Annotated in this window: 12 protein-coding genes and 2 pseudogenes; 8 read left to right on the forward strand and 6 right to left on the reverse strand. The window is 70.4% G+C overall.

Annotated elements, in window-relative coordinates:
* The first annotated feature begins 132 nt into the window (after positions 1–132).
* The 6 genes from ACIRG6_RS06580 to ACIRG6_RS06605 all read left to right on the forward strand — a co-directional run bounded on the left by ACIRG6_RS06580 (position 133) and on the right by ACIRG6_RS06605 (position 5,821).
* Positions 133–216, forward strand: coding sequence for a putative leader peptide (locus tag ACIRG6_RS06580; protein WP_350720278.1), 84 nt, complete (start codon positions 133–135; stop codon positions 214–216).
* A gap of 210 nt (positions 217–426) precedes the next feature.
* A complete protein-coding gene (gene sfnG / locus ACIRG6_RS06585) occupies positions 427–1,545 on the forward strand; it encodes a dimethylsulfone monooxygenase SfnG (RefSeq protein ID WP_403321211.1) in 1,119 nt (372 codons plus the stop codon).
* Between the two features lie 50 nt (positions 1,546–1,595).
* A complete protein-coding gene (locus ACIRG6_RS06590; RefSeq protein WP_403321214.1) occupies positions 1,596–2,813 on the forward strand; it encodes an acyl-CoA dehydrogenase family protein in 1,218 nt (405 codons plus the stop codon).
* A 59-nt stretch (positions 2,814–2,872) separates the two neighbouring features.
* On the forward strand, positions 2,873–3,427 hold the full coding sequence (ssuE, locus tag ACIRG6_RS06595) for an NADPH-dependent FMN reductase (RefSeq protein ID WP_403321216.1): 555 nt from the start codon (positions 2,873–2,875) through the stop codon (positions 3,425–3,427).
* 3 nt (positions 3,428–3,430) lie between these two features.
* Positions 3,431–4,615, forward strand: coding sequence for an SfnB family sulfur acquisition oxidoreductase (locus ACIRG6_RS06600; RefSeq protein ID WP_403321219.1), 1,185 nt, complete (start codon positions 3,431–3,433; stop codon positions 4,613–4,615).
* A 63-nt stretch (positions 4,616–4,678) separates the two neighbouring features.
* Positions 4,679–5,821: an LLM class flavin-dependent oxidoreductase gene (locus ACIRG6_RS06605; protein ID WP_403321221.1), complete on the forward strand. Its 1,143-nt coding sequence runs from the start codon at positions 4,679–4,681 to the stop codon at positions 5,819–5,821.
* Positions 5,822–6,260: 439 nt separating this feature from the next.
* Here ACIRG6_RS06605 and ACIRG6_RS06610 read toward each other — a convergent pair whose 3' ends face one another.
* From ACIRG6_RS06610 to ACIRG6_RS06625, 4 genes and pseudogenes are all read right to left on the reverse strand, one after another.
* Positions 6,261–7,172 (reverse strand): hypothetical protein, encoded by a 912-nt coding sequence (locus ACIRG6_RS06610; RefSeq protein WP_364684452.1) that lies wholly within the window; start codon positions 7,170–7,172, stop codon positions 6,261–6,263.
* A gap of 140 nt (positions 7,173–7,312) precedes the next feature.
* The gene (locus tag ACIRG6_RS06615) at positions 7,313–8,518 is read right to left on the reverse strand and encodes a S1 family peptidase (RefSeq protein ID WP_364684450.1); all 1,206 of its coding nucleotides are present in this window, start codon (positions 8,516–8,518) and stop codon (positions 7,313–7,315) included.
* A gap of 724 nt (positions 8,519–9,242) precedes the next feature.
* Positions 9,243–12,092 carry a helix-turn-helix transcriptional regulator gene (locus tag ACIRG6_RS06620; RefSeq protein ID WP_403321224.1) on the reverse strand — a complete coding sequence of 950 codons (2,850 nt, stop codon included), beginning with the start codon at positions 12,090–12,092 and terminating at the stop codon, positions 9,243–9,245.
* Between the two features lie 467 nt (positions 12,093–12,559).
* A pseudogene (locus ACIRG6_RS06625) lies at positions 12,560–13,059 on the reverse strand (IS701 family transposase); the annotation flags it as partial.
* A 91-nt stretch (positions 13,060–13,150) separates the two neighbouring features.
* On the opposite strand from ACIRG6_RS06625, the gene ACIRG6_RS06630 reads away from it, so the two are divergent.
* Positions 13,151–13,522: a type II toxin-antitoxin system PemK/MazF family toxin gene (locus ACIRG6_RS06630; RefSeq protein WP_403321227.1), complete on the forward strand. Its 372-nt coding sequence runs from the start codon at positions 13,151–13,153 to the stop codon at positions 13,520–13,522.
* Positions 13,523–13,660: 138 nt separating this feature from the next.
* On the opposite strand, the pseudogene ACIRG6_RS06635 reads toward ACIRG6_RS06630, so the two are convergent.
* Positions 13,661–13,840: pseudogene (locus ACIRG6_RS06635) on the reverse strand (HNH endonuclease); the annotation flags it as partial.
* Positions 13,841–14,120: 280 nt separating this feature from the next.
* Between ACIRG6_RS06635 and ACIRG6_RS06640 the strand changes: the two are divergent.
* Entirely contained in the window at positions 14,121–14,753 is a 633-nt protein-coding gene (locus tag ACIRG6_RS06640; RefSeq protein ID WP_403321229.1) for a hypothetical protein, read from the forward strand.
* A gap of 79 nt (positions 14,754–14,832) precedes the next feature.
* Here the strand turns inward: ACIRG6_RS06640 and ACIRG6_RS06645 are convergent, their stop codons facing one another.
* Positions 14,833–15,324 (reverse strand): glutaredoxin domain-containing protein, encoded by a 492-nt coding sequence (locus ACIRG6_RS06645; RefSeq protein WP_403321232.1) that lies wholly within the window; start codon positions 15,322–15,324, stop codon positions 14,833–14,835.
* Positions 15,325–15,375 lie beyond the last annotated feature (51 nt).

The raw sequence follows: 15,375 nt of genomic DNA on the forward strand, positions 1-15,375 counted from the left end.
AATCGTGCATTCGAATTGACGGGCCGTTCAAGGGTTTCCCTGTCACAGGTTCGTGAAATCCCATGGTCAGCGGCGCGGAATGAGTTGGGTTTCCCTTGACGGGCCGCACGGCGGCCTGCCACCATCGACGGCATGAAGAAGCGACTGGAACTCACGCGGCGACGCCATGTCGACCTCGCACGCGTCTCCAGCGCCTCCTGTCGCGCCGCGGCCTGATCTGCGCTCCGCCGCCTTCTTTCCCCACGTTCGCACGGCCTGACCGGCTCATGCACCGCCTGAGCAACCGGACCGGCCCCGGTGCGGCGTGCCCTCACAGGCCGGCCCGGCTCCCCTGCTGCGAATCCGCGCCGTAAGCCCTGTCTCTCGCCTACCTCGAGCTCACGCATATCAGCCGTGCATTCCCATGTTCCGCAACAGGAGTTCCGCATGCCCGCGCCCGTGAAATTCGCCTACTGGGTCCCCAATGTCAGTGGCGGTCTGGTCACCAGCACCATTGAACAACGCACCGACTGGGGATACGAATACAATCGCGAACTCGCCGTGCTCGCCGAGAACAACGGCTTCGAGTACGCCCTCAGTCAGGTCCGCTACATGGCCAGTTACGGGGCCGAGTACCAGCATGAGTCGACCAGCTTCAGCCTGGCCCTGCTGCTCGCCACCGAGCGGCTCAAGGTCATCGCCGCCGTGCACCCCGGTCTGTGGCACCCCGGCGTACTCGCCAAGCTCGGCGCCACCGCGGACCATCTCTCCCAGGGCCGCTTCGCCGTGAACGTCGTCAGCGGCTGGTTCAAGGGGGAGTTCACAGCGCTCGGTGAGCCCTGGCTGGAGCACGACGAACGCTACCGGCGCGCCGAGGAGTTCATCAGGGCCCTGCGCCAGATCTGGACGGAGGACCACACCGAACTGGCCGGCGACTTCTACCGGCTGCGCGACTTCTCCCTCAAACCCAAGCCGCTCAACACACCGGAGCGTCCCCACCCCGAGATCTTCCAGGGCGGCAACTCCACCGCGGCCCGGGCCATGGCCGGACGGGTCTCCGACTGGTACTTCTCCAACGGCAGGGACTTCGACGGTGTCGCCGAGCAGCTCGCCGACGTCCGCGCCGCCGCCCGCCAAGCCGGGCGCACCGCCCCGAAGTTCGGCCTCAACGGCTTTCTCATCGCCCGGGACACCGAGGCCGAGGCCCGCGACACGCTGCGCGAGATCATCGCCAAGGCCGATCGGGAGGCCGTGGACGGCTTCGGTGCCGCGGTCAAGCAGGCCGGGAGGTCCACCGCCGACGGCAAGGGCATGTGGGAGAACTCCGCCTTCGAGGACCTCGTCCAGTACAACGACGGTTTCCGCACCGGTCTGATCGGCACCCCTGAGCAGGTGGCTGAACGAATCGTCGCCTACCGCAAGCTCGGCGTCGACCTGCTGCTGCTCGGCTTCCTCCACTACCACGAAGAGGTCGCCTACTTCGGCAAGCGGGTGCTGCCGCTGGTGCGTGAGCTGGAGGCCCGGCTCGGCCACGACGAGCCGGAGGCCGCGACCGCACCCGTCTGACCACCCCGTACCCGAGACACATCCACCCGCACCACGAAAGAGGTCACCGCATGAGCACCTCCGCCCTCCCCGACTGGCAGACCCGTCCGCACCCGCGGACCGCCGAGGAGTGGATCGCCCGCGCCGCCGAGGTCGCCTCGGTTCTCGCCACCGACGCCGCCGCCCGGGACCGGGCCGGTGCCACCCCGTACGCCGAGGTCCAGTTGCTGAAGGACTCCGGCCTGGTCACCCTGCTGGGCCCGGTCGAGCACGGAGGCGCGGGCGAGAACTGGGTCACCGCCTACCGGGTGATCCGCGAGGTCTCCAAGGCAGACGGCTCCATTGGCCAGCTCCTGGGCTACCACTACCTGTGGAACTGGGCGGCCCGGCTGGTCGGCACACGGGAGCAGTGGGAGCACGTCGAGGCCGAGGCCGCCCGCAACCGCTGGTTCTTCGGCGGGGCCGTCAACCCGCGGGACACGGACGTCGTCGTGACCGAGGACGGCGACGAGCTGGTGTTCACCGGCCGCAAGACGTTCTCCACGGGCAGCAAGGTCTCCGACGTCACTGTCCTGGAGGGCGTTTTCGAAGGCTCCGACCGGCATGTCTTCGCGATCGTGCCCTCCGACAGCGCGGGCCTGAACTTCCACGACGACTGGGACAACATCGGCCAGCGGCTCACCGAAAGCGGCGGTGTCACACTCGACGGGGTCCGCACCCCCTGGTCGTCGGCGGCCGGCTATGTCGACGGCGAGTTCGTCCCCCGCGTCTACAACACCCTCAACGTCCCCACGATCCAGCTGGTCTTCGTCAGCTTCTACCTCGGCATCGCGGGCGGCGCCCTGCAGACCGCGGCCACCTACACCCGGGAGAAGTCCCGGTCATGGCTGCACAGCGGCTACGACCGCGCCGTCGACGAACCGTACGTCATCGACATCTACGGCGACCTCACCGCGAAGCTGTGGGCGGTGGAAGCCCTCGCCGACGCCGTCGCCGCCGAGGGACAGCGGCTGCACGACGACGCCGATGCGGTCACCGAGCAGGCACGCGGCGAGTTCGAGGTCCGGGTGGCCGCGGTCAAGGCACGCGCCACCGACGTCGCCCTGGAGATCTCCAGCCGGATCTTCGAGGTCACCGGTGCCCGCGCCACGACCACCGCCGAGGGCCTGGACCGGTTCTGGCGCAACGTCCGCACCCACACCCTGCACGACCCCGTCGCCTACAAGCGGCACGAGGTCGGCCGCTGGGTCCTCGAGGGCACGCTGCCCGAACCCACCTGGTACTCCTGACCGCCGCGGGGCGCCGCACCCCAGGGTACGGCGCCCCGCCTTCCCGAAACGAGAAGCCCATGGCCACCGTCCTGTCCGTCTCCGGCAGCCCCTCCGCCTCCTCCCGCACCAACCGCCTGCTGCGCCACCTCGACCGGAGGCTGACCGCCCAGGGCCACGAGGTGATCCCGCTCGACGTCCGTACGATCCCCGCCGAGGCCCTGCTGGGCGCGGACTTCCGGCATCCCGCGATCACTGAGGCCACCGAGCTGTTCGCGGCGGCGGACGGCGTCATCGTCGGAACCCCCGTCTACAAAGCGTCCTACTCCGGGGTGCTGAAGGCGCTCCTCGACCTTCTTCCGCAGTACGCGCTGGCCGACAAGACCGTGCTGCCGCTGGCCACCGGCGGTTCCACCGCACACGTTCTCGCCGTCGACTACGCGCTGCGGCCGGTGCTCAGCTCGATGGGCGCCGCGCACATCGTGCAGGGCTGGTTCACCCTGGACACGGACATCACCGTGGACGAGGACGGCTCCGTGACCGTCGCTCCGGCCGGCGCGGCGGCACTGACCCGGGTCGTCGACCAGTTCTCCGCGGCCCTGAGCCGTACGCCCCTGCTGGTCTCGGCGAGCTGAGTCATGACCGCACACATCATCGCCGACGACGCCGAGGCCCTCAAGGTCGCCGCCGCCCTGGCCGAGGACTTCCGGGCGGGTGCCGCCGCGCGCGACGCCGAGCGCCGGCTGCCGCGCGCCGAACTCGACCGGCTCTCCCGGTCCGGACTGCTCGGCGTCACCGTCCCCGCCGAGCACGGCGGTGCCGACGTCTCCGCCGCCACCCTCGCCGAGATCTTCCGGCTGCTGGCTGCCGCCGACGCCAGCATCGCGCAGATCCCGCAGAGCCACTTCGCCTATGTCAACGTCGTCCGCCGCCAGGGCACGGCCGAGCAGCAGGCGTTCTTCTCCGCCGAGCTGCTCGCCGGCAAGCGGCTGGGCAACGCCCAGTCGGAGGCGGGCACCCGGCACGTCCAGGACTTCCGTACCCGCCTGTCCTGCCGGCCGGACGGCTCCTTCCTGCTGAACGGCGTCAAGGACTACTGCACCGGCGCCCTGTTCGCGCACTGGATCCCCGTGCTGGCCCTCGCCGAGGACGACCGGCTCCACGTGGCCTACGTGCCGAGCGGCGCGCCGGGCGTCACGGTCGTGGACGACTGGGACGGCCTCGGCCAGCGGACCACCGCCAGCGGCACCGTACGGCTGGACGACGTGCTCGTGCCGGCCGACCGGGTCCTGCCCCACCACCTCACCTTCGAGGGGCCGCAACTGCACGGTGCCGTGGCCCAGTTGCTGCACGCCGCGATCGACGCCGGCATCGCGCAGGGGGCGCTCGACGAGGCGGCCGGCTTCGTCCGTACGAGGAGTCGCCCCTGGTTCGAGAGCGGTCTGGAGACCGCCGCCGAGGACCCGCTGCTGATCCAGCGCTTCGGTGAACTCGCCATCCGGGTGCGGGCGGCCGAGGCGCTGCTGCGGGAGGCCGCGCGCGCCGTGGACACCGCCCGCGCCGACCTGACCGACGACACGGCGGCAGCAGCGTCGATCGCCGTGGCCGCCGCCAAGGTCCAGGCCGCGCAGAGCGCGGTGGAGGTCGCCAACGCCCTCTTCGAGGTCTCCGGCACCCGGTCGGCGCTCGCCTCCCTCAATCTGCACCGCCACTGGCGCGACGCCCGCACCCACACCCTGCACGACCCGGTGCGCTGGAAGATCCAGCACATCGGACGCCACGTCCTCACCGGCACCCGGCCGCCCCGCCACGGCCTGCTCTGACGCCCCTTCGCCCGACGCGTGCCCGGCCGGCACGCCCCGCTGCTTCTTCCCACGGAGACTGACGTGTCCCTCACCTTCCACTGGTTCCTGCCCACCAACGGCGACAGCCGCGATGTCGTCGGCGGCGGCCACGGCACACCGGCCAGGTCCCTGGGCCGGAGCCGGCCGCCGACGGTCGCCTATCTGAGCCAGATCGCCCGCGCTGCCGAGGACCTGGGCTTCGAGGGAGCGCTCACCCCGACCGGCGCCTGGTGCGAGGACGCCTGGCTGACCACCGCGATGGTCGCCCAGCACAGCGAACGGCTGAAGTTCCTGGTCGCCTTCCGTCCCGGCCTCACCGCCCCCACGCTCGCCGCTCAGATGGCCGCCACCTTCCAGCAGCAGACGGGCGGCCGGCTCCTGCTCAACGTCGTCACCGGCGGCGAGAGCCACGAACAGCGCGCCTACGGCGACTTCCTCGGCAAGGACGACCGCTACCGCCGTACCGGGGAGTTCCTGGAGATCGTCCGGGCACTGTGGGAGGGCAAGACCGTCGACACGCACGGCGAGCATCTGCGGGTCCAGGACGCGAGTCTGGCCAGGCTGCCCGACCCGGTGCCCGAGGTGTACTTCGGCGGTTCGTCGCCGATCGCGGGCGACATCGCGGCCCGGCACAGCGACGTGTACCTCACCTGGGGCGAGCCGCCGGATCAGGTCGCCGAGAAGATCGCCTGGATACGCGGGCTGGCGGCGGCCCAGGGACGCACCGTGCGTTTCGGTGTCCGGCTGCACGTCATCACCCGGGACACCTCCGAAGAGGCGTGGGCGGAGGCCAGTCGCCTGCTAGCCGGGTTCGACGAGTCCACCGTGCGGTCGGTGCAGGAAGGGCTGGCCCGCAGCGAGTCCGAGGGCCAGAGGCGCATGCTGGCGCTGCACGGCGGCGCCCGCGACGGTCTGGAGATTCACCCCAACCTGTGGGCCGGCATCGGCCTGGTGCGCGGCGGCGCGGGCACCGCCCTGGTCGGCAGCCACGACGAGGTCGCCGAGCGGATCGAGGAGTACGCGTCCCTGGGCATCGAGGAGTTCGTGCTCTCCGGCTACCCGCATCTGGAGGAGGCGTACTGGTTCGGCGAGGGTGTCCTGCCCCGGTTGGCGGCGGCCGGCCTGTGGACTCCCCCGCCAGGCACGCCCACCGCCGATGCCGCCCGTGTGCCGTTCGCCGGCTGACCGGGCCGGAGGCCGCCGGTCACGAGCGCCGGGATCAGCCCTCGTGCAGGACTTCGTCGACGGCGGCGTGCGGGACCGCACCTTCACGCAGGAGCGCGGGCGCGGGCCTCGGGATCGAAGGCGTTGGCGTCGATGCCCAGTGTTCTCGCACCTCTTCGCCCCACGGGAGGGTCTGGATGTCGAGGCAGTCGCTCCCCGGGCTGCCGCGCAGTTTTGGGCTTCACCCCGAAGAGGAGCCGGGACGGCAGCACCCGGCTGAGCCCCTACCAGCACGGGCGCCTTACGGCTCTGCGGCAGGCCGGCGACCGTGGACCCACGGGCCGCGTAGATCGAGCGGGCTGTGCAGCAGTCATCTGCGGCCCTTCGACGAGCGGGCCGCTCCCGCAACGTGGACGCGGGACACCGTCCTGACAGAGTCGGAGGCTTTTCGGAGCGTGCTTCAGTCCGTCCACTGCCATTCGATGCCGTACGCGCCGGGTGGGCACTTCGTAGGCAGCAGGTGGGTGGTGTGGGAGTCGTCCAGGGGCGCGAACTGCCGGTTCAAGGGCTTGATGCCGAGTTGCCTGCGGTAGTAGTGCCAGCACCTGGACGGCACCGCCAGGGGGTGGAACTGTATGTGCAGCAGGTACATCTGCAGGGGTGTGGCGGTACGGCGTTCGTACTGGTCTGAAATGCCCGCGGTGGAGGCGGAGCGGAGTGTGTACTCGACAACCGCGGTCTCGTTCCTGGCCAGTCGGCGGCCGAGCGGGATGTCGGCGATCACGCAGTTCAGTTCCGGGCGGAATCGGATGCTCGGGGCCGGCCCGTGGGGAACGGTGAAGTCGACCGTGTCGGCCGTCCACGAGTCCAGGGTGTGAATGACCGTCAGGTGGCGCGCGTCGTCTTGGGTGGCTCTGACTGCGACGGTGACGCGAATCTCGTCGACGAGGCGGTGCTCGTTCACGTTCACCGCTTCGTGGACGACCAGCCGCCGCAGGTCGGCGTTGAGGTAGGGGAAAGCGTCGCCGAGGACCTTCTCGACGTCGGAGTTCTCGCCGTAGACGCCGCGAACGGCGGCCGGGTCGTGAGGCGGGGCCCAGCCGCGAGGCCGGTGTCTCAGCAGCGACCGCAGGGCGCCGCTCGGGAGGCCGAGAAGGGGTTCCATGATGTCGACGGCGCGCAGGGACTGGAGTCTCTCGGGCTGGCTGCGGCCGCTTCGCCAGTAGCTGAGGGTGGCGAGGCTGAGGCTGATCCCGTGCGACTGGAGGTGGTCGCGTACGTGGTCAAGCGGCAGTCCTCGCTGTCGCAGGGCCTCGTTGAACGCGGTCGCGAACATCAGGTACGGGTCGTCGGCTTGGAGGGCGTTGGGCATGGCGTCTTCCAGCGGGCGGAGGGCTTGTCGGACTAGGACGGTCTGCGACTGGACGGGGCCGGGCGTCCGTCGCGAAGGCAGCCGGGGGCCGCTCGGCATGTCTCGCGAGCGACCCCTGGCCGGCCCTGCTACGGATACGCTCAGTTGGTGTTGAGCGTCAGCCCGTAGTAGCTGAGGGCGTCATCGAGAGGCTGGAAGTACGACGAGCCGCGGGAGTAGACCCCGCCGGTGCACTGCTGGTTGGTCGGGCCGCCGGAGGTCATGCCCTGAGCCTGGTTGCCGGAGATGTACGCACCGCCGCTGTCACCGCCCTCGACGCAGACGCTGGAGGAAGCCAGGCCGCTGACGACCGTGTCCGGACCTCCGTTGCGGTCGATGTAGGTGACGGTGTTGTTGTAGGAGCCGACCGTGCCGCAGGTCCAGCCGGTCGTCGCACCGGACTTGCAGAGGGCGGCGCCGGACGCGGCGCGGCTGCTGCCCTTGACGGCCACGTTGCCGCTCGCCTGCCCCCAGGTGCCGACGCTGGTGGTGATCGAGTGACCGGAGTTGATGGTCGCTGTGCCCATGTCGACGCTGCGGGTGCCGAGCGCGTAGCGGGTCTTGTAGCCCTTGGCGAAGGCCGCGCCGTCGTAGCGCAGGGTGTTCACGATGCAGTGCCCGGCGCTCACCAGGTACTGGTTGCCCGACCGGTCGCGGGCCCCGTATCCGACGGAACACCACTGGGTGGTGTCGTTGAACGTCATCTTGCTGCCGGGGTAGATCGCGGCCTTGGCCTCGAGCTTCTCCTGGCCCCGTACGATCTGGACGGCGGAGCCGTGCTCGGCGGCCTTGGCGAGGAACGCCTTGGCGGCCGCTCCCCGGTCGTTGTTGACCTTGACCGTCACCTTGTCGGCGGCCATGTCCACGGACCAGGCGACCACTCCGGAGGGGACCTTCTCGGCTGCGAGGGCGTCCAGTTCGGCCTTGACCTTGTCGAGTGCAGCCTTGCCACGGGCAGGCACCCGGGCGTCGAGGCCGGCCTTCTCGATCCTGGCCGCCTCGGCGGTGTCGGTGGCGTTGACGATCAGCTTGCCGGATGCGTCGAAGAAGGCTCCGTCGCCGGCTATCCCTCTCTTGGCGAGCTCGGCGAGCTTGGCCTGCTGGGCGTCCTGCCGGTCCAGGCGGTCGGCCGCGGCCTCCTCGCTCACACCGAGCGAAGCGGCCAGGGCCCGGACCATCTCGGGCTGGTAGCGGGGGGTGGCGTCCGTCGTGCTCTGAGCCTGCGCCACGGTCTGGGTCCCCAGGACCGCGGATGCCGAGAGCGCGATACCGACCGCAGCCAGGCGGTACTTACGAGAGTTGCGCACGTTGATTCCTTCCGGGTGACAGACAGGAACCCAACGGGGGGGTTACGACCGGGGCGCAACTGCGCACCAGGTCGAGGCAGTTCCTGTCTGACGGTGGGTCATCGACCCGCCGTGGACCCGAACTATCGCGCAACGATTTCTCGAATTTCAAGGTACCTGCGGCAGGAAATTCAATTAACAGAAACAGTGGGACTTCTGTTGAATAGGAAGGAGCACTCGACGTCGGCGCACTGAACCATAAGGGAGTCGCGTTCGCTGTTGTATCAGTCGGGCGTATTCACGGATACGCAGAAAACTCGAAGCATCCGCGACATCTCCGGAGTCGTCCCAGACGGGGACAGGGATACGTATACGTAATGGGCCGATCCCGGATATTCACGGATCAGGCTGATTCGTACCTTGGTGCGGTCCGATGGGAAGACGCGCAGACAAGGAGCAGGCGCCGTGGCCAAAATCTTCTTCCAGGTCCATGTCCCCATCCGGAATCCCGTACGGCCTGAGCAGTGCGGGCTACACGTCTTCACCGGGGCGGCCGACACCTGGTCTGCAGCCCTCCGCATGGCGCGTGAGACCTGTGACACGGCCACCGCCGCGCAGATGGCGAGCCTTCCGGTCCCCGGTCGGCGTCCGGACGGCTGGTCGGCCCGGGGGCTGCGCCCCGGCTGGGTGCTCGACTGGACGGCCGCGACCGTGGACGCCTGGGGGCAGGACAGAAGGCTCCGGCTCAGCAGGTCTCACTTGCCCTGACGGGACAGCTGTCCCTGGTGGGCGAGGGGGCGCCCACCGTTTCAGGACCGCCTCCCAGTCGGTGGGCGAGGTCACGACGGGAGAGCGCGCCGGTCTTGCGCATGGCGCGGGCGATGTGCTGCTCCACCGTGCGGGGAGACAGGTGCAGGGTCGCGGCGATCTCCCGGTTGGTCAGTCCGGAGACCGCGAGCTGTGCGACCTCCGCCTCCCGGGGGGACAACTCGTCGGCGTGTGAGGGGCGTCCGGGAGGGCGACCCTTCCTGGCGGGCTGCCGTGTACGCAACAGGGCCCTGGTCCGAGCCGCGTCCCAGACTGCACCCAGATCGGTGAAGCGCTGAGCGCAGGCTTCCAGTTCGGCCACCGCCGACGGGGCTGAGGCGCAGTCGGCCGCCGGTTCCGGCGACGCGTCGGTGCGCAAGCCCTCCGCGATCGGGCTGGGACCGGCATCGATGTGCGCCGCGAGCACGCAGCGCGCGGCTCCCTCCGCCGTCAATGCCTGCGTGTAGGGGCGGGGCAGCTCCCCGTAGGCCGCCGCGGCCTCCCGGTACAGCTCCGCGGCCCGCAGCAGTCCGTCCCGCCCGCCCCGGGCCGGCGCGTCCGTTTCGGCGAGCACGGCCCGGCTCCAGATCAGCGCGGCCCTGGCGGCGGGCGCGTCGCCCGGGCCGAGGCCCTGGGCGAAGTCCCGGACCATGGCCTGCGCCGTGGCGCTGTCGCCCTCGCGCGCCAGCGCTTCCACGGCCCACGGCGCGAGTTCCGCGGCCCACGGCCACACCCCCTTCTCGGCCACCACCGACCAAGCGGCACGTGCTTGTTCCGCCGCGGTCTGCGTCTCCTGGCGGGCCAGAGCGAGGCGGATCAGGGCGCCGGCCGCCGTCGTGGCCAGGGGCACGGGAAGGTCTTCCCTGCCGAACGTCCCGCGCTGCGACAGCCAGGACGCCGCCTCCCCCCAGTCGCCCTGGGCGAGGGCGAGCAGGCCGCGGACGACGTAGGCGTCGGAGGCGATGAGCGGCATGTCGGCGGTCGCCGCGACGAAGTCCTCGCACCGCTTGGCCAAGCCCGGCCACTGGCCGGTCCACCATTCCTGGAGCAGTTGTGCCCCCAGCGCGTTGTGCTCGAAGTAGGGGGCACCGCTTCGTGCGGACAAGTCCCGTCCCTCCGCGAGCAGGTCGGCCGCCCGCTCGTGCAGGCCGAGCCAGACGGCGGAGTCCGCGGCGTTGCACAGGCCGCGTGCCGCTTGTCCGGCGCGGGCGGGGTCGGTGGTGTCCCTGGGCAGCCTGCGTACCAACTCCCACGCGTCCGGCTCGGCGCAACTCGTCGCCAGGGCGACTCTGTTGGCCAGGACCGCCGTACACATCGCGTCGTCTCCGCTCGCGTCCGCGGCGGCGATGGCCTTGACGAGCCACTCCTGGTGGACGTCGATGGAGTTGCCCGGCCAGAAGGGGCTGGACAGGGCTCCCATGGCACGTGCGGCCAGGCCGGGGCGCACCTCGCGCAGTTCGGCGGCTGCGGTCTCCAGGGCTCGCCAGCCCTCGGGGTACCGTCCCATCTGGTTGCACAGCATCAGACCCAGGTCGAGCCGCAGCTCTCCGCGTACGGCCGCGGGGAGGGACGCATCTTGCACGATCTGCGCGAGGACTTCGACGGTCTGGTCCGAGCGCAGCCCGGTCACCGCGCTGCGGGCCAGCAGCGGTGCCAGCCGGGAGCGGACCTGGGGAGGGAGGCCGGGGGTGGCAAGCGTCCGTTCCAGCAGCGTGATGGCTTCCTGGTGCCGGCTGGAGGCCGCCGCCGACTCGGCGGCCTTCTCCACCGCGTTGATCCATCTGCGACTGTCGCCGGCTGCCCTGTGGTGCTCGGCCACGGCGGCCCAGGGCACGGGCTGCCTGCGACCCAGGGCTTTCGCCGCCCGCCCGTGGAGATCCTGGCGTACGGGTCCGGGCAGGGAGGCTCGCACGGCCGGCGCCGCGAGCGGGACGGCGAAGCCGTAACGGTCGTCGCCGAGCTCCGCGAGTGCCGCGCGCTCGAGGGCCCGCAGCAGCGCGGCGTTCCCCGGCAGATGTCCGAGCCCCGACACCGCGAGCAGTTCGTCGCGGCCGACGGGGCCGTCGAAGACGGCGGCCGCCCAGACCACCGGCCGGTCCTCGGGAGCCAGTGCGTGCGTACGGCTCAGCACCAGCTCCGCCAGCCGGGCCGGCGTACCGGCCGCTTCCACCTCGGCGGCCGTGCCACTGAACGCCGGCCGCTGCTCCCGCAGTACGGCGAGGAGGTCGACGACCACCCGGGGCACTCCGCCGGTCCGCTCGTGCAGCCTGCGCACCGCCTCGGCCGAACAGCCTTCGCCCAGTGCCTGCACGACAGCCTGGCGTACGCGTCCCTCGTCCCAGGGCGCCAGTCGGCGCCGGAGCACCGTCATCCGGGACGGGTACATCATCGGCAGGGCGCCCAGAGGCAGACCGGGTACGCGGAGTTCCTCGGGGCGATAGGTCACCGCGGCCGCCGAGCCCGGCCCGAGCCCCTCCAGCACCTGGCGCAGGCGCCCGAGTTCGTCCCCATCCGCCCGGTGGACATCGTCCACGAGCCACAGGGTCGGTATGTCCGGGTTCTCATCCCCCTGCGACGGCATCCCACCGGCTCCGCACTGCCACCACCGGCGCGGCGTGTCCGCACTCTCGGACAGGTCGGCCAGTTCCTGAAGCAGATGGCTCTTTCCCTCGCCTGCGGCACCTTCGACGAACAGCAGCAGCGGTTCGGCACGCTCCTCGGCGAGGACGCGTGCCACGGTCCGCACAGCGGAACCACGCGCCGTGATCACGCCGTCATCGTCGCTCATCGCCGCACCGTACCAAGACGACGACATAACCGGACACACACAAGAGCAGAATTACCGCTGCCTCTCCTCGTTGGGACCGCTATACCCACGGGGCGATTCAGCAATGGCGGACAACCCACATTCGCGAGCAGCCACCGGGTGCACCTCGAGCCTTCAGCGGGCATGCGTGCCCGGGCGTGCGGAAGAGCTTTTCGGCGTCGAGGCGCGCCGCGGAGCACGCTCGGCCGACCACTGAAAAGCAGCGCGCCATGCCCTACGGCTCGGGACAGCCGTTAAGCGGCATGCGCGGCTCGTTCCACACGCCCGTGCACGTGCTGACCGACCGAGGCTGGGCGGGATTCCGCGCAGTTGCTGCGCGGTCCTGCGAGTCCGGTGGGCCGACACCTGAACCTAGGCGCCGCTCCGCGTCCGTGAACATCCGGAAAGCCAGTTCCACGGATACTCAATCAACCGGCCGGGAGGGGCCTGCGGCGGCGTTCGATGTCGCCGGTCCGGGACTTGGGCAAGTACAGGGCACGGTCGATACCTGCGTGCCCGTGCCGGGGGGTGCAGGTGAGGTAGACGGCGACCTGGGCGTTCTCGATCCTGCCGGCGATGCCGGTGTACTGGCGTTGGACGCCAACCGTGTGCGTGCCCTTCCTCAGGTCTCCGGTCTCGTCCACCGCGAGCACGGCCTGCTCGTCCGCCAGATGCTCCAGCACGTAGCCGCGCAGGTCGTCGCGGAGCAGGTCGGCGTCCCACTTTGCCCGCCCGAGCAGGTGCTGCAGCCCGTCCGGGGTGGTGTCCCCGATGTGCTCGGCTATGGTCCAGCAGTTCTAGCGCGGCAGGTCCGAGAGCAGTCCAAGGACCAAGTCCTGCACCCGACGCCGGGGTTCAACCCGCGCGAAGCGGCCCGCGATCCGCTGCATCAGGCGCCCTCGAACGACTCCTGCCACCGGGCACGGTCTACGCTGTGACCTGCGGCCACTGCACGATCTTCAGTCTTCACACACCGATGATCAACGGTGGCCGCACCCGTTTTCACAGCGCCCTCACCGCAGATCGCGCAAGGAGGACATATGCAACACGGCGAAGTCTGGTGGGTCGAGTTCGATGAGCGACGGCCGGTCGTGCTGCTGCCGGGAGACGAGGCGTCCGGGCTCCGGGTGATGCAGGTCGTCGCTCCGGCGGGCGTCGACATCAGCGGTCTGGGCATCGAAGTGGCCGTGGGCGCCACGGACGGACTGCCCTTTGAAGGCGTGCTGCGGTTCGCGTTCCCGCGTCCAGGCTTCACCCCTTGCACGTGGCTGACCACCGTGTCCCGGGACGACCTGGTCGAGCGGGCAGGCGTGCTGTCCTCCGTGAAGCTCAGGGAGATTGAGGACGCCCTCCGTGTTGCTGGACAGCCGCAGGAGTGGACCGCGACGGCAGCCGCGAAGCTCAGCGAGTGACCGCGCCGACGCCCAGCAGCCAAAGGACCGTGAGCATCGCCAGCACCCAGCCCAGGCCGGCTCCGGCCGCGTTGAGATACCGGCGCCGAGACGGTTCTCCCGGCGCATCGGCTTGGCGCGTCGCCCGCGGAAGGGTGCGCTGCCTGCTTCCTGCAGGGCTGCCGCCTCGGCCTCGTCCGCCGACAGCGCCCAGCGGAGCTTCGTACCCACCCACTCGGCGACGTACTGGCAATGCGCCTCGGCGGCCGGCGGCAGCCACTGGGCCGGTTCCTGTTCGGCCTTCGACCGGTTCGAACGGGTGGTGACCGCGACGAGGCTGCGGTGCGGTCGGGGCGGATCCGCAGGCACAGGAAGGCCGGCAGGTCGCCCTCCTCGCGCATGGCCGCGATGCATCGAGCCCGAAACTCTCCGCCGGGGCCGCGCCCGGCCGTAGTCTGTGTCGGCACGACAGGCGAAGGCACGGGGCCGCTGGCGCAGAGCGTCCCGCCCTGCGGGAGAGCAGCGGCGCAATGTCGGACCGGGCGTCCCGGCAGACGGTCCGGGCTGGTTCCCAGGAGAGGTTCGTGTGCTGTCAGAGGCAGCGGTCAGGATGTCGGTCATGACAGACGGAATGACCTGGCTCGCTGACCGGCAGGCCATAGCCTTCGGGGGCTATCACGTGGTGATGGCCCGAGGACTCTCGCCGCAGACGCTCGCCGAGCGTCTTGCGGCGGCCCTGCTGTACGACGCTGAGCACGTGGTCGTGCCGGTCGGGGACCACTCGGGAGCCTCGCTCCTGGAGCTCATGGACGACGACTACGACGTCGGGCTGCGCCTCGGCTCTGCCGGCGACTGGTCTTACGCGGTGGCGTACGGCGGCTGGCAATCCGCCTTCGGACCCCTGGCACCCCTCTCCGACGGCGGCGCGCATGTCTGCCTCCTGGAGTACGAGGAGGAGAACGGCAAGCCGGTGCCGCCCCAGTTCGCCTCCTTCCAGGACGGCCGGGTGCTGGCCGCCTTCAACCTGCACCTGGACCGGTCATGGGGCTACGAGAAGGTCGACGGCGATCCCGTCACGACCACAGGTCTGCAGGAGCGGCTCCCGGCCGCCGGCCTTCCCGACCCGGAACGTGGCCACAGGGACGTCCACCGCGTGGCACTGGGCGTCGTCGAAGAGTTCTTCGGGCTCTCGCTGCCCAGGGAGGTGATCGTCAGCGGGTCCCTGCCCGCCGTTCTGCTGGAACCTGTCTGACCCGCAACCCGACCGACACTCTCGGCGGCTCCCGCTGCAACCCAGCGATGAAATGGAGGATGGAGATGCACCTGTGGTTTTAACCTCTGTCCGCTTGGGTCTGCGGTCGCCTCTCCGTAGGGCGCGGCTTCCGATCACGCGGTAGGGGGAGCTGTTCGCGCACCCATGCGGGATCGGGGTTGGTGTGTAGCTGGCCCGCCACGACGACGGTCGGCACGGTCTCATTGCCGTCGTTGGCTGCCCTCACCGCTGCAGCTCCTGCCGGGTCACGCCAGATGTTGACCCAATGCAACTGACGGGCGCTGCGGCCCAGCCGGATGCGCAGTCTCATGCAGTACTTGCACCCCGGACGCCAGAACACGATTGGCCGACCGTCGACCACGCTGCGGCGTTGGGCCTCCCCCGCACCGATCGATCTCGGGAACATCAGAGGCGAGTTCACGCCCGCGAGCGCCAGAAACGGCGGCAGAAGTGCTGCGGCTGTGCCGAGGCTCCCTTTGGCGATCTGCCCAGTCGCGACGACTGAGCCGCAGAGCACAAGCAGAATGGGCAGTAACCAAGCGCGCATCATGGTGACGCAGACTATCGAAGGAGTCGAAAGGCTCCTCGAACCAGAAGCTGT

Origin of the sequence: Streptomyces flaveolus (assembly GCF_044765825.1) — a bacterium.
Taxonomy (GTDB): Bacteria; Actinomycetota; Actinomycetes; order Streptomycetales; family Streptomycetaceae; genus Streptomyces; species Streptomyces flaveolus.

Coding starts and splice junctions, on each gene's coding strand:
- ACIRG6_RS06580 (WP_350720278.1), top strand. CDS start 133: ATGAAGAAGCGACTGGAACTCACGCGGCGACGCCATGTCGACCTCGCA.
- sfnG (WP_403321211.1), top strand. CDS start 427: ATGCCCGCGCCCGTGAAATTCGCCTACTGGGTCCCCAATGTCAGTGGC.
- ACIRG6_RS06590 (WP_403321214.1), top strand. CDS start 1,596: ATGAGCACCTCCGCCCTCCCCGACTGGCAGACCCGTCCGCACCCGCGG.
- ssuE (WP_403321216.1), top strand. CDS start 2,873: ATGGCCACCGTCCTGTCCGTCTCCGGCAGCCCCTCCGCCTCCTCCCGC.
- ACIRG6_RS06600 (WP_403321219.1), top strand. CDS start 3,431: ATGACCGCACACATCATCGCCGACGACGCCGAGGCCCTCAAGGTCGCC.
- ACIRG6_RS06610 (WP_364684452.1), bottom strand. CDS start 7,172: ATGCCCAACGCCCTCCAAGCCGACGACCCGTACCTGATGTTCGCGACC.
- ACIRG6_RS06620 (WP_403321224.1), bottom strand. CDS start 12,092: ATGAGCGACGATGACGGCGTGATCACGGCGCGTGGTTCCGCTGTGCGG.
- ACIRG6_RS06630 (WP_403321227.1), top strand. CDS start 13,151: ATGCAACACGGCGAAGTCTGGTGGGTCGAGTTCGATGAGCGACGGCCG.
- ACIRG6_RS06640 (WP_403321229.1), top strand. CDS start 14,121: ATGACAGACGGAATGACCTGGCTCGCTGACCGGCAGGCCATAGCCTTC.
- ACIRG6_RS06645 (WP_403321232.1), bottom strand. CDS start 15,324: ATGATGCGCGCTTGGTTACTGCCCATTCTGCTTGTGCTCTGCGGCTCA.